We start from the raw sequence: 21997 nt of genomic DNA, 5'->3' as shown, positions 1-21997 counted from the left end.
AAAGATTTGACTTTCTAGTATTTCGTTTCCCGTATGACTTCTACCAGACGGCGGAAGTCTTCCGGATGCACATCACCGATGTTTCCGATACGGAAGGTATCTGCTTTTGAAATCTTTCCCGGGTAAATCACGAATCCTTTATTTTTCAGTGCATAGTAGAATGTTTTGAAGTCGAATCCTTCATGCGGATAAAGGAAAGAAGTGATGATAGGCGACTGGATGTCATCTTCGAGTAATGTTTTGAATCCGAGTGCACGCATACCTTCCACCAAAATACGGTGATTTTCGCAGTAGCGTTGGTAACGTGCTTCTACGCCTCCTTCTTCAATCAATTCGGTCAGGGCTTGTTTGAAAGCACGGACAACGTGTGTCGGTGAAGTGAAGCGCCATTTTCCGTGTCCTTTTTCCATTGTTTCCCATTGGTCGTAGATGTCCAGGGAAAGAGAGCGTGCCACTCCTTTGCAATATTTTAATTCCGAACGGCGGGCGATGATGAATCCGAATCCCGGTACACCCTGAATACACTTGTTGGAACTGCTGATTAGGAAGTCGATACCGAGTTCGTTTACATCTAAGGGGATACCTCCGAAGCTGCTCATACAGTCTACAATCAGCTTTTTACCATGCATCTTGACGATGTGGGACAGTTCTTTGATCGGATTCAGGATACCGGTCGTTGTTTCGCAATGAACGAAAGCGACATGTGTGATATCGGAGTTATTGCTAAGATAATCGTCTACATATTCAACTGATACCTGCTCTGTTTCTTCAAAAGCCAGCATGTCGTAGTCGAGATGGTAATATTCTGCAATGTTGCCCATACGGTCGCCATAGGCTCCGTTGCTACAAATCAGGAGTTTGTCTTTCGGGGTGATGGTGGCGCCTAAAACGGCCTCCACGCAATAGGTTCCGCTTCCCTGTAAAAGGATGGAAGTGTATTCTTCCGGTTTTTTAGTGGCGATGTTAACCAGGTCTTTGCGGAGTTCCTGAACAATGCCGAGGTTGTAGTCTTCGTCCCATGTACACCAGTCGGTCATCATGGCTTCTTTTACTGTTTCAGAGGTGGTTAGAGGTCCCGGAGTTAATAACAAATATGGTTTCATAATGATGTTTTCTTTAGAAATGAATAAATAAATGATTTTGTTTCTTTTCTGATTGTTGGGTGCGGGCTTGAATGTTAGTTGCCGGCGTTGATCGTTTCAATCAGTGCGGGAAGTTCTTCGATAGTGCGTATCACGTAAGAAGCTCCTGCGGCAAGCATGCGCTCTTTGACATCGGCGATGCGGGCTTCGAGTTCGGAGGCAGGCATTGATTTTGTTTCTGCTTCGGTAAGTGCCATTTCATTGCTGCCGAGAATCACGCCTACACTATACACTTTCGCGTTCACTCCTTCGAGAATATCGGCAATCGTATCACCCACTTTTATAACGGCGTCGAGGCTGGGGACTGCTAATTTCGTCAGGTTCTCAAAAATCATGTAAGGAGCGGGACGTCCGGCGGGAAGCAGGTTGGGAGTGGCGCAATAATCCACGTGGTATCCTTTTGCCTGTGCGGCGGGGAGAACTACATCCATCATTTCGCGGGTATAGCCGGTGGTCGATCCTATTTTAATACCTGCGGCACGCAATTTTTCCAAAGTTGGGATTACTCCCGGAATAGGGTCTGTGTAGTTTTCGAGAGAGGCGAAGAGATGCTTCTCGAAAAGGCGGTTTAGTTCTACCACGTCTTCTTCCGTCCAGGCGCGTTGGTAACGGGCGGTAAACTGTTCGTTCACGTCAGGCATGGAAAGTAGTTCGCGGATGTGTTGAATTTTGGGTAGTCCCATTGGTTTGCGGGTCTGTACAACATCGATTACCAGTCCTTTTTCGGCAAATGCTTCGATAAAAGCAGCCACGGGGGCAAAACATCCATAGTCAACGGCTGTACCAGCCCAGTCCATAATAATACATTCAATCTTTTTCATTCTTGTTTCTATATAATATTGGTTTATTCGTCGGAAATTAATAAGAAGCGAGGGAGGGGACGGGGCAGGATTCGTTCCCGCGTATTTCACCCTGTTTCCCTTTTCTGTATTTTTGTGTCAGATAAATCATTGCTAAGGTGAACGCAAAGGTGCAGACGATTCCTACTGTCCCTGCCATCGTATTGTAGAACTCCAGCCAATTCAAATCCGGGTTGAAACATTCTTTCACTACCAATACCACCACTGTGCCTGTGTAGCCGATGGAATCGACCATCGCTATGAAGAAACCTACATTTCCCTTGATGCGGAAACAGGCGATGAAGCGGTCGAAGAAAATGGTTTGAAAGCTCAAGTAGGAAAAATAGAGGCAGAGGCTCTGGATAAATAACCACACGAGCGGAGAAAGTTGCAGGGTATGGTAGTTGAATGCCACAGTGCTAAGTGTGATTGCTCCCGCAATGACAAGGGTCAATAGAACGGAAAGTACTTTGATGTGGCTTTTCATCACTGCCAAGGTGGCGAAAATGGCCAGGATAATCAGTGTGACTACACCGTCCACTTTGGCGAATACCCACGGGGAAAGTCCGGCGGCATTGACGTCTATGATTTTCACCAGAAAGTCTTCCTTGACATCTTGCAAAACGGTGAGAAAGAGGTTGGCGAAGAAAAGCAGTGTCAATATGGGAGCAAAGCTGCGGAACAGGTTCCAGCGTTGTTGTTTGTTGAGAGTGACACGTTCCACACGCAGTGCTTTGTCTTCGGCAGTCGGTTTGGGCAGGTGATCGAGGATATAGCCCAGTCCTGCCAGCAAGGGCAATGCTACCGCACCGATCAGTGCAGGCATCCAGAACTCACTGACGTGCAGGGTGTCGACAACGAAAAGTCCGATGGATTTGGCTGTGCCGCTACTGACTGCGATACTGAGTCCGAAAAGGGAAGCGAGCAGATCCGTCACCCGGCGTCCTTCGAGGAAGCTGAAGATGACTCCCCACATACAGCCAAGCGACAGTCCGTTGAAGAACAACGCCAACACATTGAACGGGCGGGGCAGGCATCCGAAAAGAACCAAAGAGAGTTCGGCCACTAAAATAGAAACAAGAATGAATTTCAGGCGGCCTTCTCTCTTCAGTTCGGAAATAAGTTTGATCCCGATAAACTTGGATACCATATATCCGAATATCTGGATGATGCTGGTGGCTATCTTATAGTCCATACCAAATAGTTCCATGCCGTCGAACGTGGCGGCGGTGAACGGTTTGCGTAGTGCGTAGACTAATGAATAGGATAGCAGTGCCGCTCCTCCCGCATAAAGGATAAAGAGTAAATCGGAAAGTTTCTTTTGGGCCGAAGGCGACAGTTTTTCTTTGAAATTCATAATGCTATTTTTTTGTTTCCGGTGCAAAAGTAGGGTGTCGGAGCGAACGAAAAAATGAATTTCAATGAATCATATTGTATATATGAGCCTTTAAGTGTACTGAAATATTAATGTAATATTCATGCAATACAAACATAATACCTTAGTCATTCCTTTGCAACGGAATCAATTAACAAACCGAAAAATCATGGACGAACTTACGGATATTTATAAAAGAATAGAGTACCTGCGCAACAACGGGGTGAAGATGAAAGAAATTGCCGACCGGGTGGATATGGCTCCGAGTGTGTTGTCTGCTTTGTATTCGAGTGTGCTTCCCGCTTATATCGATTTATTGAAAACACGCACACCGGACGAGGCGCTGGATGAAGCTTTGGCACTGGTGAATAATGTTTCCAAGAAACGCTTATTAAATAATGTGGGATCGGTGAGGCTGTTGCTTCAGGAGATGGAACCGGACGTGCAGAGCGAGGCGGAGAATGGCAACTCTTTTATCAAGTTGCTGGGGAAAGAGGCGAAGGAGTCTGTGCAGGAGGTGTATAATTATAGCGGTATGTATCTTAGTTACAGTTTGTCGTCTTCTACGGATAGCTTGAAGATCGAGCCGTACATGATTTGTGCTTCCGAGAATAATGAGTATGTGAAGGTGGGGATGATTAATGCGTATAAGTCGGTGCATTGGGGGAGCGGGATTATCAGTAATCATCAGAACTCTTACCTGATGTTCAACGAAAGGGATTTGCCACAGTTTGCGCTGGTGACTATTTACCTGCAACTTCCGCATTATGAGTTTCCGAATATGCTGAAAGGGCTTTATCTCTGTCTGGACTACAATCATAATCCGATTGCGCGTCGTATTGTATTGGTGAAACAGTCGGATAGTACGGATGTTAATCAGTTTCTGGAGATGGAAGGGTGTCTGGTTCCGCGGGCGGAATTGACTCCGGAATTGGAGGTGTACTATAATTATACGTGTCAGGAGGGAGATTATATCAAAACGTGCACGGTGCCTTCACCTAAGTTGGATGAGACGGATTTGGAGAGAGAGAAGAAGATGTTGAAGATTTAAAGACAAACAACAATAAAAAAAGATCCCGGATGAAAATTGGTTTTTAAAACCTTTTTCATCCGGGATGATTCTTTTTATATGTTTTCTCTATCTTTCTATTGTTATATTCGCTAGAAGAAGAATCGCAAAATATCATTGAAGTTAGCCCATATCAACAGACCGAAGAGCAGAATCATACCGGTCATCTGGGCGTATTCCATAAACTTGTCGCTCGGTTTGCGGCGGGCTATCATCTCGTAGAAGAGGAAGAGCACGTGGCCACCGTCTAATGCGGGGATAGGGAGGATGTTCATGAAAGCCAGGATGATGGAAAGGAAGGCTGTCATATACCAGAACTGGTGCCAGTCCCAGGTAGCGGGGAAGATGCTGCCGATCGTTCCGAAGCCGCCCAACTGTTTGGCTCCTTCTTTCGAGAAGAGGTATTTCATGTTTCCTACATAGCCTTTCAGGGTTTTCACACCGAGGGAGACACCTGCGGGGAAGGATTCAAAGAAAGCATATTCTTTTTTTACCATAGGGAGCAGACGGTCTGTGACGAGACAGGCGGTTACACCCATCAGGTAGGCGGAGTCTACACGCATACTTAGCGTGTCTGTTGCACCGTTACGCACATAAGTCAGCGTGATTAGACGTGGATCTATGCTGTCTTTGAGCAGGGTTGCTTCGTTTTTCTTACGTTCTGCCATCGCTTCTTTGAAGTCGGAGAAAGAGATCGGTGTTCCGTTCAGGGCGATGATGCTGTCACCTGCCTGGATTCCTGCTTGTGCGGCAGGAGAGTTCACCATTACGCTGTCTATAACGTACGGGAAACGGTAGGAGGCGAAGCGGACACTGTCTGCCAAGAGGCGTTGCATCAGGTCTTCCGGGATATAGACGGAGGCTTTTGCCCCGTTACGGATGACGCTTACTTCGCGTGCATCGGCAATCTGGCTCAACATGTCGCCGTCATAACGTTCGAAAGGAACACCGTCGGCAGAAAGGAGGATATCACCGTCCTGGAAACCTACCGCTTTGGCAGTCTCGTTGAATTCCATACCAAGAGGGGCTTCCTGTACCTTTATATATTGGTCGCCCCATGCAAAAAGAATCATGGAGTAGATGAACAGTGCCAACAGGAAGTTGAACAGTACGCCACCCACCATTATCAGCAGACGTTGCCACGCCGGCTTGGAACGGAACTCCCACGGTTGTTCGGGTTGTTTCATCTGTTCGGTATCCATCGACTCATCAATCATGCCGGCTATTTTGACATAACCGCCCAATGGCAACCAGCCTACTGCATACTCTGTGTCACTTTTCTTGGGTTTGAACTTAAAAAGGGTGAACCAAGGGTCAAAAAATAAGCAGAATTTTTCTACACGCACCTTAAACAAACGGGCAAAAAGAAAATGCCCGCCTTCATGAACGATAACGAGCAAGGATAAGCTCATAATCAATTGCAGGGCACGAATCAAAAATGTTTCCATATAGTCTATTTACAGTTTAAAGCCTTCAACTAATTCTCTACCGAAGAGAGGATATAAAGGCTATTTTCAATTTATATTAATACTAATCAATTTCTTTATTTTCTTTGTTCATCAATGGGATGAAGCGGATCATATCAGACTGGCTGCTATTTTCCTTGCTTCCGCATCCGTAGCTACATAATCGTCGTATGTCGGATTGGCGATGAAGGCAACCCGTTCCATTGTTTTCTCTATTACGTCGCTCATGCCGAGGAAGCTGATGTCGTCTTTTAGGAAAGAGGCTACCACTACTTCATTGGCAGCATTGACGATACAGGGCATATTCCCTCCGCGGTACATCGCTTCGTAGGCGAGTGCCAGGTTGCGGAACCGTTTCGTATCGGGTTGCTCAAACGTCAGATTCGTGCATTGGGAGAAATCGAGTCTGTCGAAAGAAGAGCTGATACGGTCGGGGTAGGAGAATGCGTACTGGATGGGCAGGCGCATATCCGGCATCCCAAGTTGTGCCTTGACAGCTCCGTCTTCAAACTGCACCATCGAGTGAATGACTGATTGCGGATGCACCACCACTTCGATCTGGCTGGGCTGAACACCAAACAACCATTTGGCTTCGATCACCTCAAAACCTTTATTCATCATGGAAGCGGAGTCGATTGTGATTTTTGCTCCCATTTCCCAGTTGGGATGTTTCAAGGCTTGCGTCTTTGTGACGGATTTCAGCTGTTCCAGGGTGCAAGTGCGGAACGGACCTCCGGAGGCTGTCAATATCACTTTCTCGATCGGGTTACCCACTTCTCCCGCTAAACACTGAAAAACAGCAGAGTGTTCAGAGTCTACCGGCAGAATCGGAGTGCGATATTGTTGTGCCAACTGATTAATCAGTTCGCCCGCTACTACCAATGTTTCTTTATTGGCCAACGCAATCGCTTTCTTGGCGCGGATGGCGTTGATGGTTGGTTTTAGTCCGGCATAACCGACCATGGCTGTCAACACCATGTCGATGGGGCCTGCTTCTACAATCTGACAGATAGCGTCTGTGCCTGCGTACACTTTGATAGGCAGGTCGCTCAATGCTTCTTTCAGTTCGGAATACTTTTCTTCGTTGGCTATCACTACCACTTCCGGCTGGAACTTCCGTGCCTGGGCAATCAGTAGTTCCACGCGGTTGTTGGCTGTCAGCGCATAGGCTTCGTACAGGTCGGGATGTTCTTCGATGACTTGCAGAGCCTGCGTCCCGATGGAGCCTGTTGAGCCTAGGATAGCTATTTGTTTTTTCTTTTTGTTAGTCTCTATATTCATTTTTCTATTATCACTTAAAATACGATGTATTTTTCGGGATTCACCGGATGACCTTTATACCAAAGTTCGAAATGGAGGTGCGGCCCTGTACTAAGTGTGCCGCTGTTTCCTACCAGAGCGATGGCTTCCCCTCCTTTCACGCGTTCACCTTCCTTTTTCAGGAGGGAGCCGCAGTGTTTATAGATTGAAATTAAATCCTGGTTATGTTGTACGCCAATCAGATAACCTGTCTCGGCGGTGTATGTACTTAGGATGACGGTCCCGTCCATGGTTGCCAATACACTTTCGTTGGGATTGGCGGCGATGTCGGTGCCGTAATGTTTCTTCTCGGCATTGAAGTGGTCGGACACCATACCTCGTGTCGGACGGTATAAAATGAGTCCGGTCACGTCCGGTTGGGAAGTGATGGAGGTCAGGTTATATTTTTCATTCTCTTCATACTGACGGCGGAATTCTTCTTCCCGTTTGGTACGTTCCATCAGTGTGTCTTCGCGGGCAGTGGTCAGTGAATCGAGTGTCTGCACGCTGTCGATGGATACTTTTCCACTGAAGATATCCTGAATGTTCATGATGTAAAGATTCTGCTTGTTGAGCACTTGTTGTAAAGAGTCTACACGCAGGGCATTGTCCACGATTTGTGTACGGACTTCACTGTTCATGTATCCGGGAAGGTAGTTGCGCAGCGGGGTGAAGGTGATGATGCAGGAAGCGATCAGGAAAAGTACCGCCAGCACGCAAAGTAATACGGAAAGTCCATTGAGCTTGGATACGCGAAGTCCGACAATTTCTTCAAGTGTATTTTCATTAACGATCGTTAGTTTATACTTGAACTTGAAATTTTTCCAGAAAGCTTTACTTCGTCTTCTCTTTGGCATCTCGGGTATTTACTGTTTTTACTATTTACTATTTACTATTTTCAGTGGATGAGCGGCTCATCGTTTTATTCGTTCTCACCGGTCATCTTCCAATTCCTCCAGATTGAGCAACCCTTCGGGAAGTTCCACCGTGATGAGTTTCTGTTTCTGGTCTATTCCTACGATAAATTCCTCCTGGGCGGGAACGAGCAGTTCCTCTTCTTCCGCTCCTTCAACCACGAAAAGGGTGTTTACCGTAGTGGTATCTACATCTATGACTTCTCCCAGAAGTCCGTGATGGATGTCTTCCATCTGGAAACCGATAAAGAAGTTCCAGGATAATTCGCCATCTTCCGCTTCTTCGGCGTGTTTCACGGGGAAGTAGACTTCAATGTTGGTGAACATTCGGGCACGTTCGGCACTGTCGACTCCTTCCAGTTTCACCAAGGCGGTGGAGTCTGAACGGAAGCGGTATTCTTCGATGAAGAAAGGCACGAAAATGCCATCGAGCAGGCATATCAGGTAATCACAGTCCACACGGTCGAAAATATCGTCCGTGAAGGTAAATTGCAATTCGCCGTGGATGCCGTGCGGTTTATTGAATAATCCTATCTTGTATACTTCTTCTTTCTTTATCATATCCGGGTGATTCTGGCTCCGATAGCGTTCAGACGTCCTTCGATGTTCTGATAACCACGGTCTATCTGTTCGATGTTACTAATGGTACTGGTTCCTTCGGCGCTCATGGCGGCAATCAGAAGGGCGATACCGGCACGTATATCCGGTGAAGTCAGGCGGGCGCCGCGCAGCTTGAAGCCGTGGTTGTGTCCGATGACTACGGCACGGTGAGGGTCGCAGAGAATGATCTGTGCACCCATGTCGATCAGCTTGTCCACAAAGAACAGGCGGCTTTCGAACATTTTCTGATGGATCAGTACGCTGCCTTTGGCTTGTGTGGCTACAACGAGCATCACACTTAGCAAGTCGGGAGTCAGTCCCGGCCAAGTGGCGTCGGCTATCGTCATGATGGAGCCGTCGATAAATGATTCTATCTGGTATGTTTCCTGTGCGGGAACGTAAATATCGTCTCCTCTCTGTTCGAGCTTGATGCCCAGACGGCGGAAGCTCTCGGGGATGATTCCAAGATTTTCGTAAGAAACATTCTTGATGGTAATTTCGCTTTTCGTCATTGCCGCCATGCCGATGAAGCTGCCCACTTCAATCATGTCGGGCAGTACGGTGTGTTGCGTGCCGTGCAGTTCTTCCACGCCTTCGATGGTGAGCAGGTTGGATGCGATACCGCTGATTTTGGCTCCCATCCGGTTGAGTAACCGGCAGAGTTGTTGCACGTAGGGTTCGCAGGCGGCATTGTAAATGGTGGTCGTACCTTTGGCAAGTACGGCTGCCATGACGATGTTGGCTGTTCCGGTGACAGATGCTTCGTCCAGTAGCATATAGCTTCCCTGAAGTCTGTCGGCCGTTATTTCGTAGATACCCCGCTCTTCGTCGTAGCGGAAGTCGGCCCCTAAATTCTGAATACCTACAAAGTGAGTGTCCAGACGGCGGCGACCGATTTTATCTCCTCCCGGCTTGGAAATCAATGCCTTGCCGAAACGTGCCACCATGGGACCTATAAGCATCACAGAGCCTCGCAGACTGGAACATTTCTTTAGGAATTCATCGCTTTCCAAATAAGCCAGGTCTACATTTTCTGCTTTAAAACTATAAGAATCAATGCCTTTCTTTGCAACCGTCACTCCCATCTCCCGCAAGAGCTGAATCAGGTTGTTGACATCAAGAATGTCAGGTATATTGTTCACCGTCACTTCCTCTGCGGTCAGCAACGTGGCACAGATTATCTGCAAAACTTCGTTTTTAGCTCCTTGCGGGTGGATTTCTCCGCTAAGCCGATGTCCTCCTTCGATTACAAATGAAGCCATTAATTTTTTTAGTATTAAGTATAAAGTGTTTAGTATCTTCTTTTATTGTTTTGACGATTGTTGGTATAGTTCGTCTTCGGACGGTAGTTCTGATTCAGGCGTTCTGCCATCAGCCGGACGATATCGTCGGTCATTTGGAGTTCCCCGTTGGACAGTTCGTATAGGTCTTCGGCAATCTTTTTGTCGTCCACTGTATCTTTGTTCCATGCCAAGTAATCCTTTTTCATGTGGTTGCAGATAAGGGCAATCAGGTTTCTCTTTTCGTTTCCTTCAGGGAATTCGATCGCTTTTTTTATCAGTACTTCCAGCGTATGTCCGTAGTGACGGTAACGCATACGGGCAGTGGAGTAGGGGATATGGTCCGGGCGGGTCACCAGATTGTCCTTGCGGATGATTTCATACGGATAGTCAATATCCAGCTCAAAACCGGACATGATAGCCAGGTGGTCCCAAAGCTTGTGCTTGAAATCGGGTACATCACGCAAATGGGGGAACATATTTCCCATAATGTTGATGATGGTGTTGGCACAACGCTGACGTTCTGCACGATCCTGAATGGTCAACGCATAATCTACCATGTTCTGGATGCTACGTCCGTATTCGGGAAGCGGCATTCTTTTCTGTTGAGTATTGTATTGCATTTGTTAAATTAAAATTGAGAATTAAAAATTAAAAAATTAAAGAAGCTTTTTCGGCATGGAGGCAACGAATTCTTTCAGGTAGAAAGGTTCGAAGTAAGCCACGTCTTTATAGTCTTCATCGGCCACTGCTTTTTCTGCCAGTGGGAACATCATTTTAGCCAACGGATGGATATTGTCGATAAAATGTGCGTTCGGATGCGTGATCTGTTCGCGGCATTTGTCGGCTCCGTTTCCAAAGAAATAAACCGGTTGTTCGTTCAGGAACTCCAGGTAAGAGTTCTCATCTACGATGTCGGCGGCAACTGTACGTTTCACTTGTAGACGACGGTCATAGACGGCTGCATATACTTCCATGCGGCGGGCGTCGATCATCGGACAAAGCAAAGCGTTTTCGGGCAAGTCGTGATACAACAGCACCGGAACACTCAATACTTCCAGCGTCGGGATACCGATCAAGGGGATATTGCGCCCGTAACAAATTCCTTTCGCCATAGAAACCCCGATTCGGAGTCCGGTGTACGAACCCGGTCCGCAACTCACTGCAACGGCATCCAAAGGGATGGCATGACTGTCTATGAACGACAATGCTTCATCTACAAAAACTCCTAAAGACACGGCGTGTGAAGGGCCTTTCAAGTCTTCTTTCACAAAAATCGTCTGTCCGTCTTGACTGGCCGCTACCGAGCAAACAGAGGTAGAGGTTTCAATATTCAGTATACACGACATAAAAATCAGCTTATTAAATTGTCGCAAATTTACATGATTATTTCCAATTCTTAAAATATTCGTGTACTTTTGCACAAAACTTTAAGGTTATGATACAGTCTATGACAGGATACGGTAAAGCTACGGCCGAACTTCCTGATAAAAAAATAAATGTAGAAATCAAGTCGCTCAACAGCAAGGCAATGGATTTGTCCACTCGCATCGCTCCGGCGTATCGTGAAAAAGAGATTGAAATCCGTAATGAGATTTCTAAAGTTCTGGAACGTGGAAAAGCTGACTTCAGCCTGTGGATAGAGAAGAAGGAGGGTGCGGATGCTGCTCCCATCAATAAGGATGTACTGAAAAGTTATTATAGCCAGTTGGATTCGATAAGCCGCGAACTGGGGATTCCTTGTCCCGCACCGGAAGACTGGCTCCAACTATTACTTCGCATGCCGGACGTGATGACGAAAACGGAAATTCAGGAACTGACGGAAGAGGAATGGAGCATGGTGCATGCTACCATACTTGAAGCCATCAGTCATTTGGTAGATTTCCGCAAACAGGAGGGGGCTGCATTGGAAAAGAAATTCCGTGAGAAGATTGCCAACATCAACAGTTTGCTCGAACAGATTACTCCTTACGAGAAAGAACGTGTAGAGAAAGTGAAGGAACGCATCACTGATGCTCTCGAAAAGACGTTAAGCGTAGACTACGACAAGAATCGTTTGGAACAGGAACTGATTTACTACATCGAAAAGCTGGATGTCAACGAAGAAAAACAACGTCTTAGCAACCATCTGAAATATTTCATCAGCACGATGGAAAGTGGTAGCGGACAGGGTAAAAAGCTTGGTTTTATCGCCCAGGAAATGGGTAGGGAGATCAACACGTTAGGCAGCAAGTCCAATCATGCTGAAATGCAGAAGATCGTAGTTCAGATGAAGGATGAACTGGAACAGATTAAGGAACAGGTGCTGAACGTGATGTAAAACAGTATCTATCATTTTTAATTCTTAATTCTTCATTAAACTTATGACCGGTAAGCTAATTATTTTCTCTGCTCCGTCGGGTTCGGGCAAATCTACTATAATCAATTATCTGCTGACGCAGAACTTGAATTTAGCGTTTTCTATTTCTGCTACCAGCCGTCCTCCGCGTGGAACGGAGCAGCATGGGGTTGAATATTTCTTCCTTACGCCGGAAGAATTTCGCCAACGCATTGAGAACAACGAATTTCTGGAGTATGAGGAGGTGTATAAGGACCGTTATTACGGAACGCTGAAAGCGCAGGTAGAAAAGCAATTGGAAGCGGGTCAGAATGTGGTGTTTGACGTAGATGTGGTTGGCGGATGCAATATCAAGAAGTTTTATGGTGATCGTGCATTGTCGGTGTTTATCCAGCCGCCTTCGGTGGAAGAATTACGCTGCCGGTTGGAAGGACGTGGAACGGATGCGCCGGAAGTGATTGAAAGTCGCATCGCTAAGGCGGAATATGAATTGGGTTTTGCTCCGCAATTCGATTGTGTGATTGTCAATGACAATTTGGAAACTGCTAAAGCGGAAGCTTTGAAAGTTATCAAAGAGTTTTTGGAACAATGAATAAGCAGAAAACCGGAATCTTCAGCGGATCATTCAATCCGATTCACATCGGACATCTTGCTCTAGCCAACTACCTTTGTGAGTATGAAGGATTGGATGAAATCTGGTTTATGGTGAGTCCTCAGAATCCTTTGAAAGCACAGGAGAAGTTATGGAATGATGAATTACGTCTCGAACTGGTAAAGTTGAGCATCAGTGACTATCCTCGTTTTCAGGCTTCAGATTTTGAGTTTCATTTGCCTCGCCCCTCATATAGCGTATATACGTTGGAGAAACTGCGTGAGGCATTTCCCGATCGCGAGTTTTATTTCATTATCGGTTCCGATAATTGGGAACGTTTTGGATATTGGTATCAGTCCGAACGTATCATTAAAGAGAATCAGATTCTTATTTACCCCCGTCCCGGCTTTCCCGTCAAAGAGGAGGAATTGCCGGAAACGGTGCGTCTCGTTCATTCCCCTGTATTTGAAATCAGTTCTACTTTTATTCGAGAAGCATTGGATGCAGGGAAAGATGTTCGATACTTTGTGCATCCAAAGGTCTGGGAGACTATAAAAGAAAGATAATATACGTCTTTGAATATATTAAAATATATATCCGACAGAATATAACGGATAATTTGTCAGCCACTCCTGTTGCCGGTAATCTGACATGGAAAAACGAATGCCATGTAGTCCTGGATTCTTTTCAACAAAAGAACGCAGACTTTTCGACTGTAAGTTTTCTTCTGCTTTCACTTCAACCGGAATAATATAGATTTCTTTTTGCAATAGAAAATCCAACTCTCCTTTGGAAGTATCTGAAGACCAGTAATAAATATTCAAGCCTTTCACCGATTTCAGTTGTTGTAACACATATTGTTCGGTAATTGCTCCTTTATAATCGGTAAATAAAACATTTCCTTCCAATAATGCCTGTGGGGGGAGTCCGCTCATTGCTCCCATTAATCCGGTATCCAGCATAAATAGTTTGAATGCAGAAAAATCTTCGTATGCCGATAAAGGTATTCCACCTTTCTTTACCCGGTTTACTTTATAAATAAGGCCGGCATCTATCAACCATTCCATAGACAGTTCAAAATCTTTGGCTCTTGCTCCTTCTTTTATAACTCCATAAATGAATTTGCGATTTTCTTTTGCTAACTGTGCCGGAATCGAACGCCACACCATACGAATTCTGGGTACTTCGGCAATAGGAGCATGTTTGGAGAAATCACGATCATAAGAATCCAGTATATTTTGTTGTAACTGGCGGACTTCGGCATAGTCTTTGTGTTCAATAAAGGCATTGACTACTTCAGGCATTCCTCCTACGAAATAATACTGTTTAAGGAAGTCGGTGAGTTTAGAGCGGAAGGTAGAAATCAGGTTCCAATCTTGCTTAGCGAGCAAGCTGGCAAAAGGTTCTTGTCCGATAGCTTCTAAAAACTCGGAAAAAGAAAGTGGATATAAGTCTATAAAATCGACTTTTCCTACTGGGAAAGAATCATTTTGATGCATCGCAATCCCCAATAAAGAACCAGCTGCAATGACATGATACTGTGGTGCTTTCTCTTGGAAATACTTCATAGCTGTCAAACCGCGTGGAGCTTCCTGAAGCTCGTCAAAAAGAATTAAAGTATCCGTATTTACTACTTTTCCGGTAACTAATTGGATAGCCATTAAAATACGTTCGATATCAAAATCTTTTTGGAAAATCTCCTTCATCACTTCATTGTCTTCGAAGTTGATGTAAGCAAACTGTTTGTAAGCAGTAGCCGCAAACTCTTTCATGAGCCATGTCTTTCCTACCTGACGGGCTCCGCGAATAATCAAAGGCTTTCGTGTAGACTTTTCTTTCCAGTCATACAATTCTTGCATTGCATCTCTTCTCATACTTCTTTCTTTTATTATCAGCTACTTATAGATGCAAATGTAAGCATTAAAAGGGATATTAACAAAAAAGTAGTACATTAAAAATGTGATCTTTAACAAAAAGTCGTATCCTAAAAGTGTGGTATATCACAGAAAGTCGTACCTTAAAAATGTAGAATGCTACTATTCGGGTTGTTTTTTCATACCAAGCTACGATACTTTACTCCGTCAATCGATGAAGAGTAATAACGATGATTTCTGCCGGAGCACCAACACGGATTGGTAATTTGGAGGTTCCTATTCCGTTTGTTATAATCAAAGGTATTTTTGCAGAATTATATGCCAGTCCGGTGATGAAACGATTGCCATAGTGTGAGTTAAGTGCCGGGGCAACTCCGAATACACGGACTTGTCCGCCGTGGGTGTGTCCTGCCAGGGCAAGGTCGGTGTTAGCTACTGAAACATCTTCTATGTAATCCGGAGTATGAACCAGTAAGATGACAAAATCTTTGGGAGAGAGTGCCAGAGTAGGCGATACTCCGTTGCGCCCCAGATCAAAAGGATTGCGCACTCCAGCGATAATGATCTGCTGCCCGTCTTTACGAAGCGTATCTACTTCATGTTCTAACGGACGCATGCCGTAATGTTTCATTGTATTCACAATATCGTCGTGGCAACGTTCGTAGTCGTTATTGCCCATTACCCCATAAGTGCCCATCGGTGTTTTTACGCGTGCCAGTGCGGAAAACAAAGGTTCCACATATTCACAACCTTCCTGATAGTCACCACCCATTAGAAGCACATCAGCCTTTTGAGCAATCAGTAGGCGGACAAGGTCGTTCAGGCCTTTTTCTTTCAGCAGACTTTTGTAGTGTAAGTCGGAAATGAAAGCGATACGGAAACCTTCAAAGGCTTCGGGAACATCGCGGTGTGTAAAGTCATATTTTACTACACGGTCCACTCCGGTATAGACAGAAGATACATCTACGCTGGAAGAAGTGATTTTTGTTCCCCGCAGTACCAGATCCGACGATTCGTGTGTATCGGTAGAAGTCTTTTCCTTTGTATTCTGCTTTTTGTTTTTGGAAACATTCAGCTCTTTGAGTTGCGAGTGGTCGGGGGAGAATAACCCGGCTATGGCATTAGCCGTATCCGGATAAATAGAATCTGAATTTAAAACAGGGCGTGGCAAGGTAGCCACCATATTCTTTTTCGACTTACAGGAAACCAGCAAAAGCAATGTCAACAGGATAACAGGGTAGATTGTTTTTATTTTCTTCATCTTCTCTTAGTTTGAAGTTTTTCGGGGTGCAAAGATACGAAAAATCATGTATCTTTGTCCGTCAAAACTATTTATAATATATTAAAGTATGGAAGAAGTAAAGCGTAACTCGCTACAAGCATGGATATTAGCTGCACGTCCCAAAACGCTGACAGGGGCCATAACTCCGGTTATGATAGGTACTGCTCTTGCTGCAATGGACGGACGTTTTCACTGGTTGCCTGCACTGATCTGCTGTCTGTTTGCAAGTCTGATGCAAATTGCCGCTAATTTCATCAATGACCTTTTCGACTTCCTCAAAGGAACAGACCGGGAAGACCGGTTAGGCCCCGAACGTGCTTGTGCGCAAGGATGGATTTCTCCGCAAGCGATGAAAACCGGGATTGTTATTACAGTTGCTCTTGCCTGCCTTATCGGCTGTACGTTGCTCTTCTTTGCCGGGTGGGAATTGATTATCGTAGGAGTGCTTTGTGTGTTATTTGCTTTTCTTTATACCACCGGTCCTTATCCTCTTTCTTACAACGGTTGGGGCGATGTATTGGTGATTGTCTTTTTCGGCTTTGTACCTGTAGGCGGAACATATTACGTACAGGCGCTAACCTGGACACCGGATGTCACTATCGCCTCTTTAATCTGCGGACTGCTTATCGATACATTGTTGGTAGTCAATAATTATCGTGACCGCGAAGCGGATGCACGCAGTGGAAAAAGGACAGTGATCGTTCGTTTCGGCGAGAAATTCGGTCGCTATTTTTATTTGATGCTGGGGATTACCGCTTCTCTTCTCTGCTTGTGTTTCCTTCGTGAAGGTCATTTCTACGCCGCTTTTCTTCCGCAACTTTATCTGATCCCTCATTTCCTTACCTGGAAACGGATGGTGAAAATATACAGCGGTAAAAAATTAAACAGCATATTAGGCGAGACTTCGCGTAATATGCTGCTTATGGGTATTCTTATTGCAATAGGAATGTTGATAAATTGAGAATCATTTCCCGTACATCTTTTCGTAGTAACCCTGATAATCTCCGCTGGTAACTTCTTCCACCCAAGCTTGGTTGGCTAAATACCATTCGATTGTCTTTACGATACCGACCTCGAATTTAGTTTCGGGATACCATCCTAAGGCATTTGTTATCTTGGTGGGGTCGATAGCATAACGTTGGTCGTGTCCCAGACGGTCCTTAACGAAAGTAATCAGATCTTCGTTGATCCATTCGATCGAAATATCTCCGTTTTCGTCTTTCACTTTCTTTTTGAGAACCTGACGATATTCGGGATTTTCTGCCATCAGACGGTGGATAGTCGAAATTGTCAGTTTCACGATTTCGAGGTTTGTTTTCTCGTTGTGTCCACCAACGTTGTACACTTCTCCGTCTTGACCTTCACGCACAACGAGGTCGATTGCTTTGCAGTGGTCTTCCACATAAAGCCAGTCGCGCACATTGCTACCGTCACCGTAGACGGGGAGATGCTTTCCTTCGAGGATATTCTTGATAATCAACGGAATCAATTTTTCCGGGAAGTGGTACGGACCGTAGTTGTTGGAGCAACGGGTAATCGTTACCGGCATTTTATAAGTGTCGTGGTAAGCCATTACCACCATGTCTGCACTTGTCTTAGAAGCACTGTATGGGCTGTGAGGACAAAGCGGAGTTGCTTCAGTGAAATACCCTTCGGCTCCCAATGAACCATACACCTCATCGGTAGATACCTGATGATAGCGTACACCTTTTCTCCAGGTCGGATATCCTTGTTCGTCTTTCCCCATTACCCATGCACGGCGTGCACAATCCAGTAAGTTCTGTGTTCCGAGAATGTTGGTAATCAGAAACAGTTGCGGATTTTCAATGCTGCGGTCCACATGGCTCTCGGCAGCGAAATTCACCACATAGTCAAAACGATACTCAGCAAAAAGACCGTCTACCACATCGCGGCTACAAATGTCTCCTTTGATAAAGACACAGCGTTCGTTGTCGATGTCTTTGGCAATCGTTCCTAAGTTACCTGCATACGTCAAAGCGTCCAATATCACGACTTTGATGTCGTTATGTTTGGCTAAGATGTACTTGATGTAATTTGCCCCGATAAATCCTGCGGCACCGGTCACTAGATAAGTTTTCATATTTTATTCTTTATGTTGATTTTAGGATTGTTTAGCCAATTCGATAAGGTACTTACCATACTCGGTTTTTTCGAGCTGTTGACCCAGTAGAAGCAACTGCTCCGTCGGAATCCATCCCTGACGCCAGGCGATTTCTTCAATACAGCTGACGTAAAAACCTTGGCGGTTCTGAATAGTGGCCACGAAGTTGGAAGCTTCCAGCAGACTGTCGCAGTTACCCGTATCGAGCCATGCAAATCCGCGTCCGAAGAGTTCCACTTTCAATGTACCTTCTTCCAGATACAGACGGTTCAAGTCTGTTATCTCATACTCTCCACGTGCTGAAGGACGAAGAGCCGCTGCTTTTTCCGTCACACTGGCATCGTAGAAATAAAGTCCCGGAACGGCATAATTACTTTTTGGCACTTCCGGCTTTTCTTCCAGTGAAATCACTTTTCCCTGTTCGTCAAATTCCACTACACCATAAGCGCGCGGGTCTTTCACGTAGTAGCCGAAGATGCAGGCGCCCTTTTCTATATTGGCAGCCCGGCGGAGCATGGCGGAAAAGCCCTGTCCGTAAAACATATTATCCCCAAGAATCAGACAGCCCGGTTCGCCGTTCAGGAAATCGGCTCCCAATACGAAAGCTTGTGCCAGTCCGTTAGGTTGTTCCTGAATTTTATAGGAGAAAGACATACCCAGTTCCTCACCCGTTCCCAACAAGTCGCGGAACATCGGCAAATCGCGTGGAGTCGAAATAATCAACACTTCGCGTATTCCTGCCAACATAAGTGTTGACAACGGATAATAAATCATCGGCTTGTCATACACAGGCATGATTTGTTTGGAAATCGCTTTAGAGAGCGGATAAAGTCGGGTGGCACTACCACCGGCTAGAATAATTCCTTTCATGTTCGTCTGAGTTATTCATTAACTGCGTGCAAAGGTCGGAAAGAATTCCGACGTGGCAAAATTTTAAAATAATTTTTCAATCTGGCAGGAACATTTATTTTATTTGTCCGCCAATTCGATGACTTCCAAGTCCTGAAAGGCCCCCTGGTTGATAACAAAACGTACCAAAGTCCGTACTTTGTGGAAACCGGACATGCCGGCAGCTCCCGGATTAATATGCAACATATCCAGCGTTTTATCATATTTCACCTTTAATATATGAGAATGTCCGCTGATAAAAAGTTTGGGCGGACGTGTCATCAGACTGCCGATGATGGAAGGATCGTATTTCCCCGGATAACCGCCGATATGTTTAATCAGCACTTCTGCACCATCTACCGTGAAACGGTTTATTTGCGGATACAGCTTTCTGATTTCCTGTCCGTCAATATTTCCATATACCGCCCGGAATGGACGGAAGGCGGCTAACCTTTCCGCTACTTCCAGCGAACCGATGTCTCCGGCATGCCAGATTTCGTCACATGGTTCAAAATATTCCAGATATTTCTCGTCCCAGTAAGCGTGAGTATCAGATAATAATCCAATTCTTGTCATAAATTTCTTTGTTTAATCCCACAAAGATACTATATTTGGAAAAATCTTAAAGCACATGGAAAGCAAATATAATTATTTCAAGCGAGATATTAGTTGGCTCTCATTTAATTATCGCGTATTGTTGGAGGCTCTGGACGAGCGTCTACCGCTCTACGAACGTATCAACTTCATCTCTATCTACTCTTCCAACCTCGAAGAGTTTTACAAAATCCGTGTAGCCGACCATAAAGCTGTTGCCTCCGGCGCTACGGAAAGTGATGAAGAAACCGTACAATCCGCCCGCGAACTGGTAGAAGAAATAAATAAAGAAGTCACCCGCCAGCTGGATGACCGTGTACGCATTTATGAAGAGAAACTACTACCTGCCCTGCGCAAGAATCACATCATCTTTTATCAGGACAGACATGTAGAACCGTTCCACCAGCAGTTTATTAAAGACTTTTTCCGGGAAGAAATTTTTCCCTACCTGCAGCCTGTGCCTGTATCCAAAGATAAAATAGTCTCCTTCCTGCGGGATAACCGCCTTTACCTGGCCATACGAGTCTATCCGAAGAAAGAAGGAAATGAAGGAACTACCAGTCTAACAGAATCCCGGCAACCTCTTTACTTCGTGATGAAGCAACCCTACGCCAAAGTGCCCCGCTTCATCGAACTTCCATCCCGCGAGAAAAACCATTACCTGATGTTTACCGAAGATATAATCAAGGCAAACCTCAACCTTATTTTCCCCGGCTACGATGTTGATTCCAGCTACTGCATCAAAATCTCCCGTGACGCTGACATATTGATTGACGACACCGCCAGCAGTGCCGACCTTGTCGCTCAACTCAAGAAGAAAGTGAAGAAACGTAAGATCGGTGACGTCTGCCGTTTCGTCTACGACCGTGGTATGCCTCATGACTTTCTGGACTTTCTGGTAGACGCCTTCCATATTCAGCGTGATGAACTTGTCCCCGGCGACAAGCACCTGAATCTTGAAGACCTGCGTCATCTTCCCAACCCGAACAAATCTCTTCACAGCCTCGAAAAGCCGAAGCCAATGAAGCTGACCATCCTTGACGAAAAAGAATCTATCTTCAACTACGTTGCCAAGAAGGACCTGTTATTATATTACCCTTATCACTCTTTCGAGCACTTCATCCACTTCCTGTATGAAGCCGTGCACAACCCGGAAACCCGTGAAATCATGGTAACCCAATACCGCGTAGCTGAAAACTCCGCCGTCATCAACACCCTGATAGCCGCCGCCCAAAACGGCAAGAAAGTCACCGTATTCGTGGAACTGAAAGCCCGTTTCGACGAAGAAAACAACCTTGCCACGGCCGAAATGATGCAAGCCGCCGGCATTAAAATAATATACAGCATACCCGGTCTGAAAGTACACGCCAAAGTAGCCCTTATCCGCCGCCGCGGACTGAACGGTGAAAAAATACCCAGCTACGCCTATATCAGCACCGGTAACTTTAATGAAAAGACCGCCACCCTCTACGCCGACTGTGGCCTTTTCACCTGCCGTCCGAAGATAGTGGCCGACCTCTATAACCTCTTCCGCACCCTGCAAGGCAAAGAAGACCCGAAGTTCACCACCCTTCTTGTCGCCCGTTTCAACCTCATCCCCGAATTGAACCGCCTGATTGATCGGGAAATCGCCCTCGCCGACGAAGGCAAACAAGGCCGTATCATCCTAAAAATGAACGCCCTCCAAGACCCCGCCATGATTGACCGTCTCTACGAAGCCTCCGAACACGGCGTACAAATAGACCTCATCGTCCGTGGAATCTGTTGTCTTATCCCCGGACAGTCATACAGTCGTAACATTCGTGTCACCCGTATTGTAGACAGTTTCCTCGAACACGCCCGCATCTGGTACTTCGGCAACGACGGCAAACCCAAAGTCTTCATGGGCTCCCCCGACTGGATGCGTCGTAACCTCTACCGCCGCATCGAAGCCATCACCCCCATTCTCGCCCCCGACCTGCGTGACAGCCTCATCGAAATGCTTAATATCCAGCTCGCCGACAACCAAAAAGCCTGCTGGGTAGACGACAACCTGCGAAATATATTCAAAAAAAGAGCGCCCGGCACCCCCGCTGTACGAGCCCAATACACCTTCTATGACTGGTTAAACAAAACAAATAACTAAAAAACAACCAACTAATTAACTAACATAAGAATCCCATACCCGTGTCCTGCAACTTACAACGCCCCACACGGCCTTCCCGCAACGTTCCCGCTGCACATCCCCCGTTATACGCCCTTACTACATGGCTTCCCTCGCAACAACCACACCGACATCTGTCTCTTATACACATCTGACGCTGCCGACGATACTCCTTGTGTA

At 45.8% G+C, this 21997-nt stretch carries 21 protein-coding genes; 6 read left to right on the top strand and 15 right to left on the bottom strand.

Going from position 1 to position 21997, the window contains the following annotated elements; genetic code table 11:
* Nucleotides 1-14: 14 nt before the first annotated feature.
* The 3 genes from KQP79_RS08070 to KQP79_RS08060 all read right to left on the bottom strand — a co-directional run bounded on the left by KQP79_RS08070 (nt 15) and on the right by KQP79_RS08060 (nt 3338).
* Complete coding sequence (locus tag KQP79_RS08070; RefSeq protein ID WP_004306876.1) at nt 15-1103, bottom strand: 2-aminoethylphosphonate--pyruvate transaminase; 1089 nt, start codon at nt 1101-1103, stop codon at nt 15-17.
* 74 nt (nt 1104-1177) lie between these two features.
* Entirely contained in the window at nt 1178-1963 is a 786-nt protein-coding gene (gene phnX / locus KQP79_RS08065) for a phosphonoacetaldehyde hydrolase (RefSeq protein WP_004306877.1), read from the bottom strand.
* Nucleotides 1964-2000: 37 nt separating this feature from the next.
* A complete protein-coding gene (locus KQP79_RS08060) occupies nt 2001-3338 on the bottom strand; it encodes a DUF5690 family protein (protein ID WP_004296790.1) in 1338 nt (445 codons plus the stop codon).
* Nucleotides 3339-3525: 187 nt separating this feature from the next.
* Here KQP79_RS08060 and KQP79_RS08055 point away from each other — a divergent pair, with 187 nt between their 5' ends.
* On the top strand, nt 3526-4407 hold the full coding sequence (locus KQP79_RS08055) for a hypothetical protein (RefSeq protein WP_008998748.1): 882 nt from the start codon (nt 3526-3528) through the stop codon (nt 4405-4407).
* A gap of 110 nt (nt 4408-4517) precedes the next feature.
* Here the strand turns inward: KQP79_RS08055 and rseP are convergent, their stop codons facing one another.
* The 7 genes from rseP to tsaB all read right to left on the bottom strand — a co-directional run bounded on the left by rseP (nt 4518) and on the right by tsaB (nt 11333).
* The gene (rseP, locus tag KQP79_RS08050) at nt 4518-5873 is read right to left on the bottom strand and encodes an RIP metalloprotease RseP (protein WP_004296792.1); all 1356 of its coding nucleotides are present in this window, start codon (nt 5871-5873) and stop codon (nt 4518-4520) included.
* A 129-nt stretch (nt 5874-6002) separates the two neighbouring features.
* Complete coding sequence (locus KQP79_RS08045) at nt 6003-7172, bottom strand: 1-deoxy-D-xylulose-5-phosphate reductoisomerase (RefSeq protein ID WP_004308958.1); 1170 nt, start codon at nt 7170-7172, stop codon at nt 6003-6005.
* 14 nt (nt 7173-7186) lie between these two features.
* Nucleotides 7187-8047, bottom strand: a complete 861-nt coding sequence (locus KQP79_RS08040; protein ID WP_004296794.1) for a M23 family metallopeptidase — start codon at nt 8045-8047, stop codon at nt 7187-7189.
* 75 nt (nt 8048-8122) lie between these two features.
* The gene (rimM, locus tag KQP79_RS08035; RefSeq protein ID WP_004296795.1) at nt 8123-8665 is read right to left on the bottom strand and encodes a ribosome maturation factor RimM; all 543 of its coding nucleotides are present in this window, start codon (nt 8663-8665) and stop codon (nt 8123-8125) included.
* A complete protein-coding gene (gene murA / locus KQP79_RS08030) occupies nt 8662-9966 on the bottom strand; it encodes a UDP-N-acetylglucosamine 1-carboxyvinyltransferase (protein ID WP_004296796.1) in 1305 nt (434 codons plus the stop codon). Before murA ends, rimM begins: the two co-directional genes overlap by 4 nt.
* 29 nt (nt 9967-9995) lie before the next feature.
* On the bottom strand, nt 9996-10607 hold the full coding sequence (locus tag KQP79_RS08025; protein WP_004296797.1) for a DUF4290 domain-containing protein: 612 nt from the start codon (nt 10605-10607) through the stop codon (nt 9996-9998).
* A gap of 36 nt (nt 10608-10643) precedes the next feature.
* On the bottom strand, nt 10644-11333 hold the full coding sequence (gene tsaB / locus KQP79_RS08020; RefSeq protein WP_004306883.1) for a tRNA (adenosine(37)-N6)-threonylcarbamoyltransferase complex dimerization subunit type 1 TsaB: 690 nt from the start codon (nt 11331-11333) through the stop codon (nt 10644-10646).
* 89 nt (nt 11334-11422) lie between these two features.
* On the opposite strand from tsaB, the gene KQP79_RS08015 reads away from it, so the two are divergent.
* From KQP79_RS08015 to nadD, 3 genes are read left to right on the top strand one after another with little or no spacing between them, the layout of a single operon-like run.
* Nucleotides 11423-12304: a YicC/YloC family endoribonuclease gene (locus tag KQP79_RS08015; protein ID WP_004296799.1), complete on the top strand. Its 882-nt coding sequence runs from the start codon at nt 11423-11425 to the stop codon at nt 12302-12304.
* A 43-nt stretch (nt 12305-12347) separates the two neighbouring features.
* The gene (gene gmk / locus KQP79_RS08010; protein WP_004306884.1) at nt 12348-12914 is read left to right on the top strand and encodes a guanylate kinase; all 567 of its coding nucleotides are present in this window, start codon (nt 12348-12350) and stop codon (nt 12912-12914) included.
* A complete protein-coding gene (gene nadD / locus KQP79_RS08005; RefSeq protein ID WP_004296801.1) occupies nt 12911-13480 on the top strand; it encodes a nicotinate (nicotinamide) nucleotide adenylyltransferase in 570 nt (189 codons plus the stop codon). Before gmk ends, nadD begins: the two co-directional genes overlap by 4 nt.
* Before the next feature lie 18 nt (nt 13481-13498).
* Here nadD and KQP79_RS08000 read toward each other — a convergent pair whose 3' ends face one another.
* Both KQP79_RS08000 and KQP79_RS07995 read right to left on the bottom strand, forming a co-directional pair.
* Nucleotides 13499-14788 carry an ATP-binding protein gene (locus KQP79_RS08000; RefSeq protein WP_118161294.1) on the bottom strand — a complete coding sequence of 430 codons (1290 nt, stop codon included), beginning with the start codon at nt 14786-14788 and terminating at the stop codon, nt 13499-13501.
* A gap of 199 nt (nt 14789-14987) precedes the next feature.
* Nucleotides 14988-16049, bottom strand: coding sequence for a metallophosphoesterase (locus KQP79_RS07995; protein ID WP_004306886.1), 1062 nt, complete (start codon nt 16047-16049; stop codon nt 14988-14990).
* 88 nt (nt 16050-16137) lie between these two features.
* Between KQP79_RS07995 and KQP79_RS07990 the strand changes: the two genes are divergently transcribed.
* Entirely contained in the window at nt 16138-17031 is an 894-nt protein-coding gene (locus tag KQP79_RS07990; RefSeq protein ID WP_008650392.1) for a 1,4-dihydroxy-2-naphthoate polyprenyltransferase, read from the top strand.
* A 3-nt stretch (nt 17032-17034) separates the two neighbouring features.
* Here KQP79_RS07990 and rfbB read toward each other — a convergent pair whose 3' ends face one another.
* From rfbB to KQP79_RS07975, 3 genes are all read right to left on the bottom strand, one after another.
* Complete coding sequence (rfbB, locus tag KQP79_RS07985) at nt 17035-18171, bottom strand: dTDP-glucose 4,6-dehydratase (RefSeq protein ID WP_004296805.1); 1137 nt, start codon at nt 18169-18171, stop codon at nt 17035-17037.
* A 21-nt stretch (nt 18172-18192) separates the two neighbouring features.
* Nucleotides 18193-19062, bottom strand: coding sequence for a glucose-1-phosphate thymidylyltransferase RfbA (rfbA, locus tag KQP79_RS07980; protein ID WP_004296806.1), 870 nt, complete (start codon nt 19060-19062; stop codon nt 18193-18195).
* Nucleotides 19063-19161: 99 nt separating this feature from the next.
* Nucleotides 19162-19656 (bottom strand): metallophosphoesterase family protein, encoded by a 495-nt coding sequence (locus KQP79_RS07975; protein WP_008650393.1) that lies wholly within the window; start codon nt 19654-19656, stop codon nt 19162-19164.
* A 55-nt stretch (nt 19657-19711) separates the two neighbouring features.
* Between KQP79_RS07975 and KQP79_RS07970 the strand changes: the two genes are divergently transcribed.
* Nucleotides 19712-21799, top strand: a complete 2088-nt coding sequence (locus KQP79_RS07970) for an RNA degradosome polyphosphate kinase (RefSeq protein WP_004296808.1) — start codon at nt 19712-19714, stop codon at nt 21797-21799.
* Nucleotides 21800-21997: the final 198 nt, after the last annotated feature.

It is taken from the genome of Bacteroides sp. DH3716P (assembly GCF_025914115.1).
GTDB classification, from domain to species: Bacteria; Bacteroidota; Bacteroidia; order Bacteroidales; family Bacteroidaceae; genus Bacteroides; species Bacteroides ovatus.
Note: the sequence above shows the minus strand (reverse complement) of the source record. Positions and strands in the feature narration are given on the sequence as shown.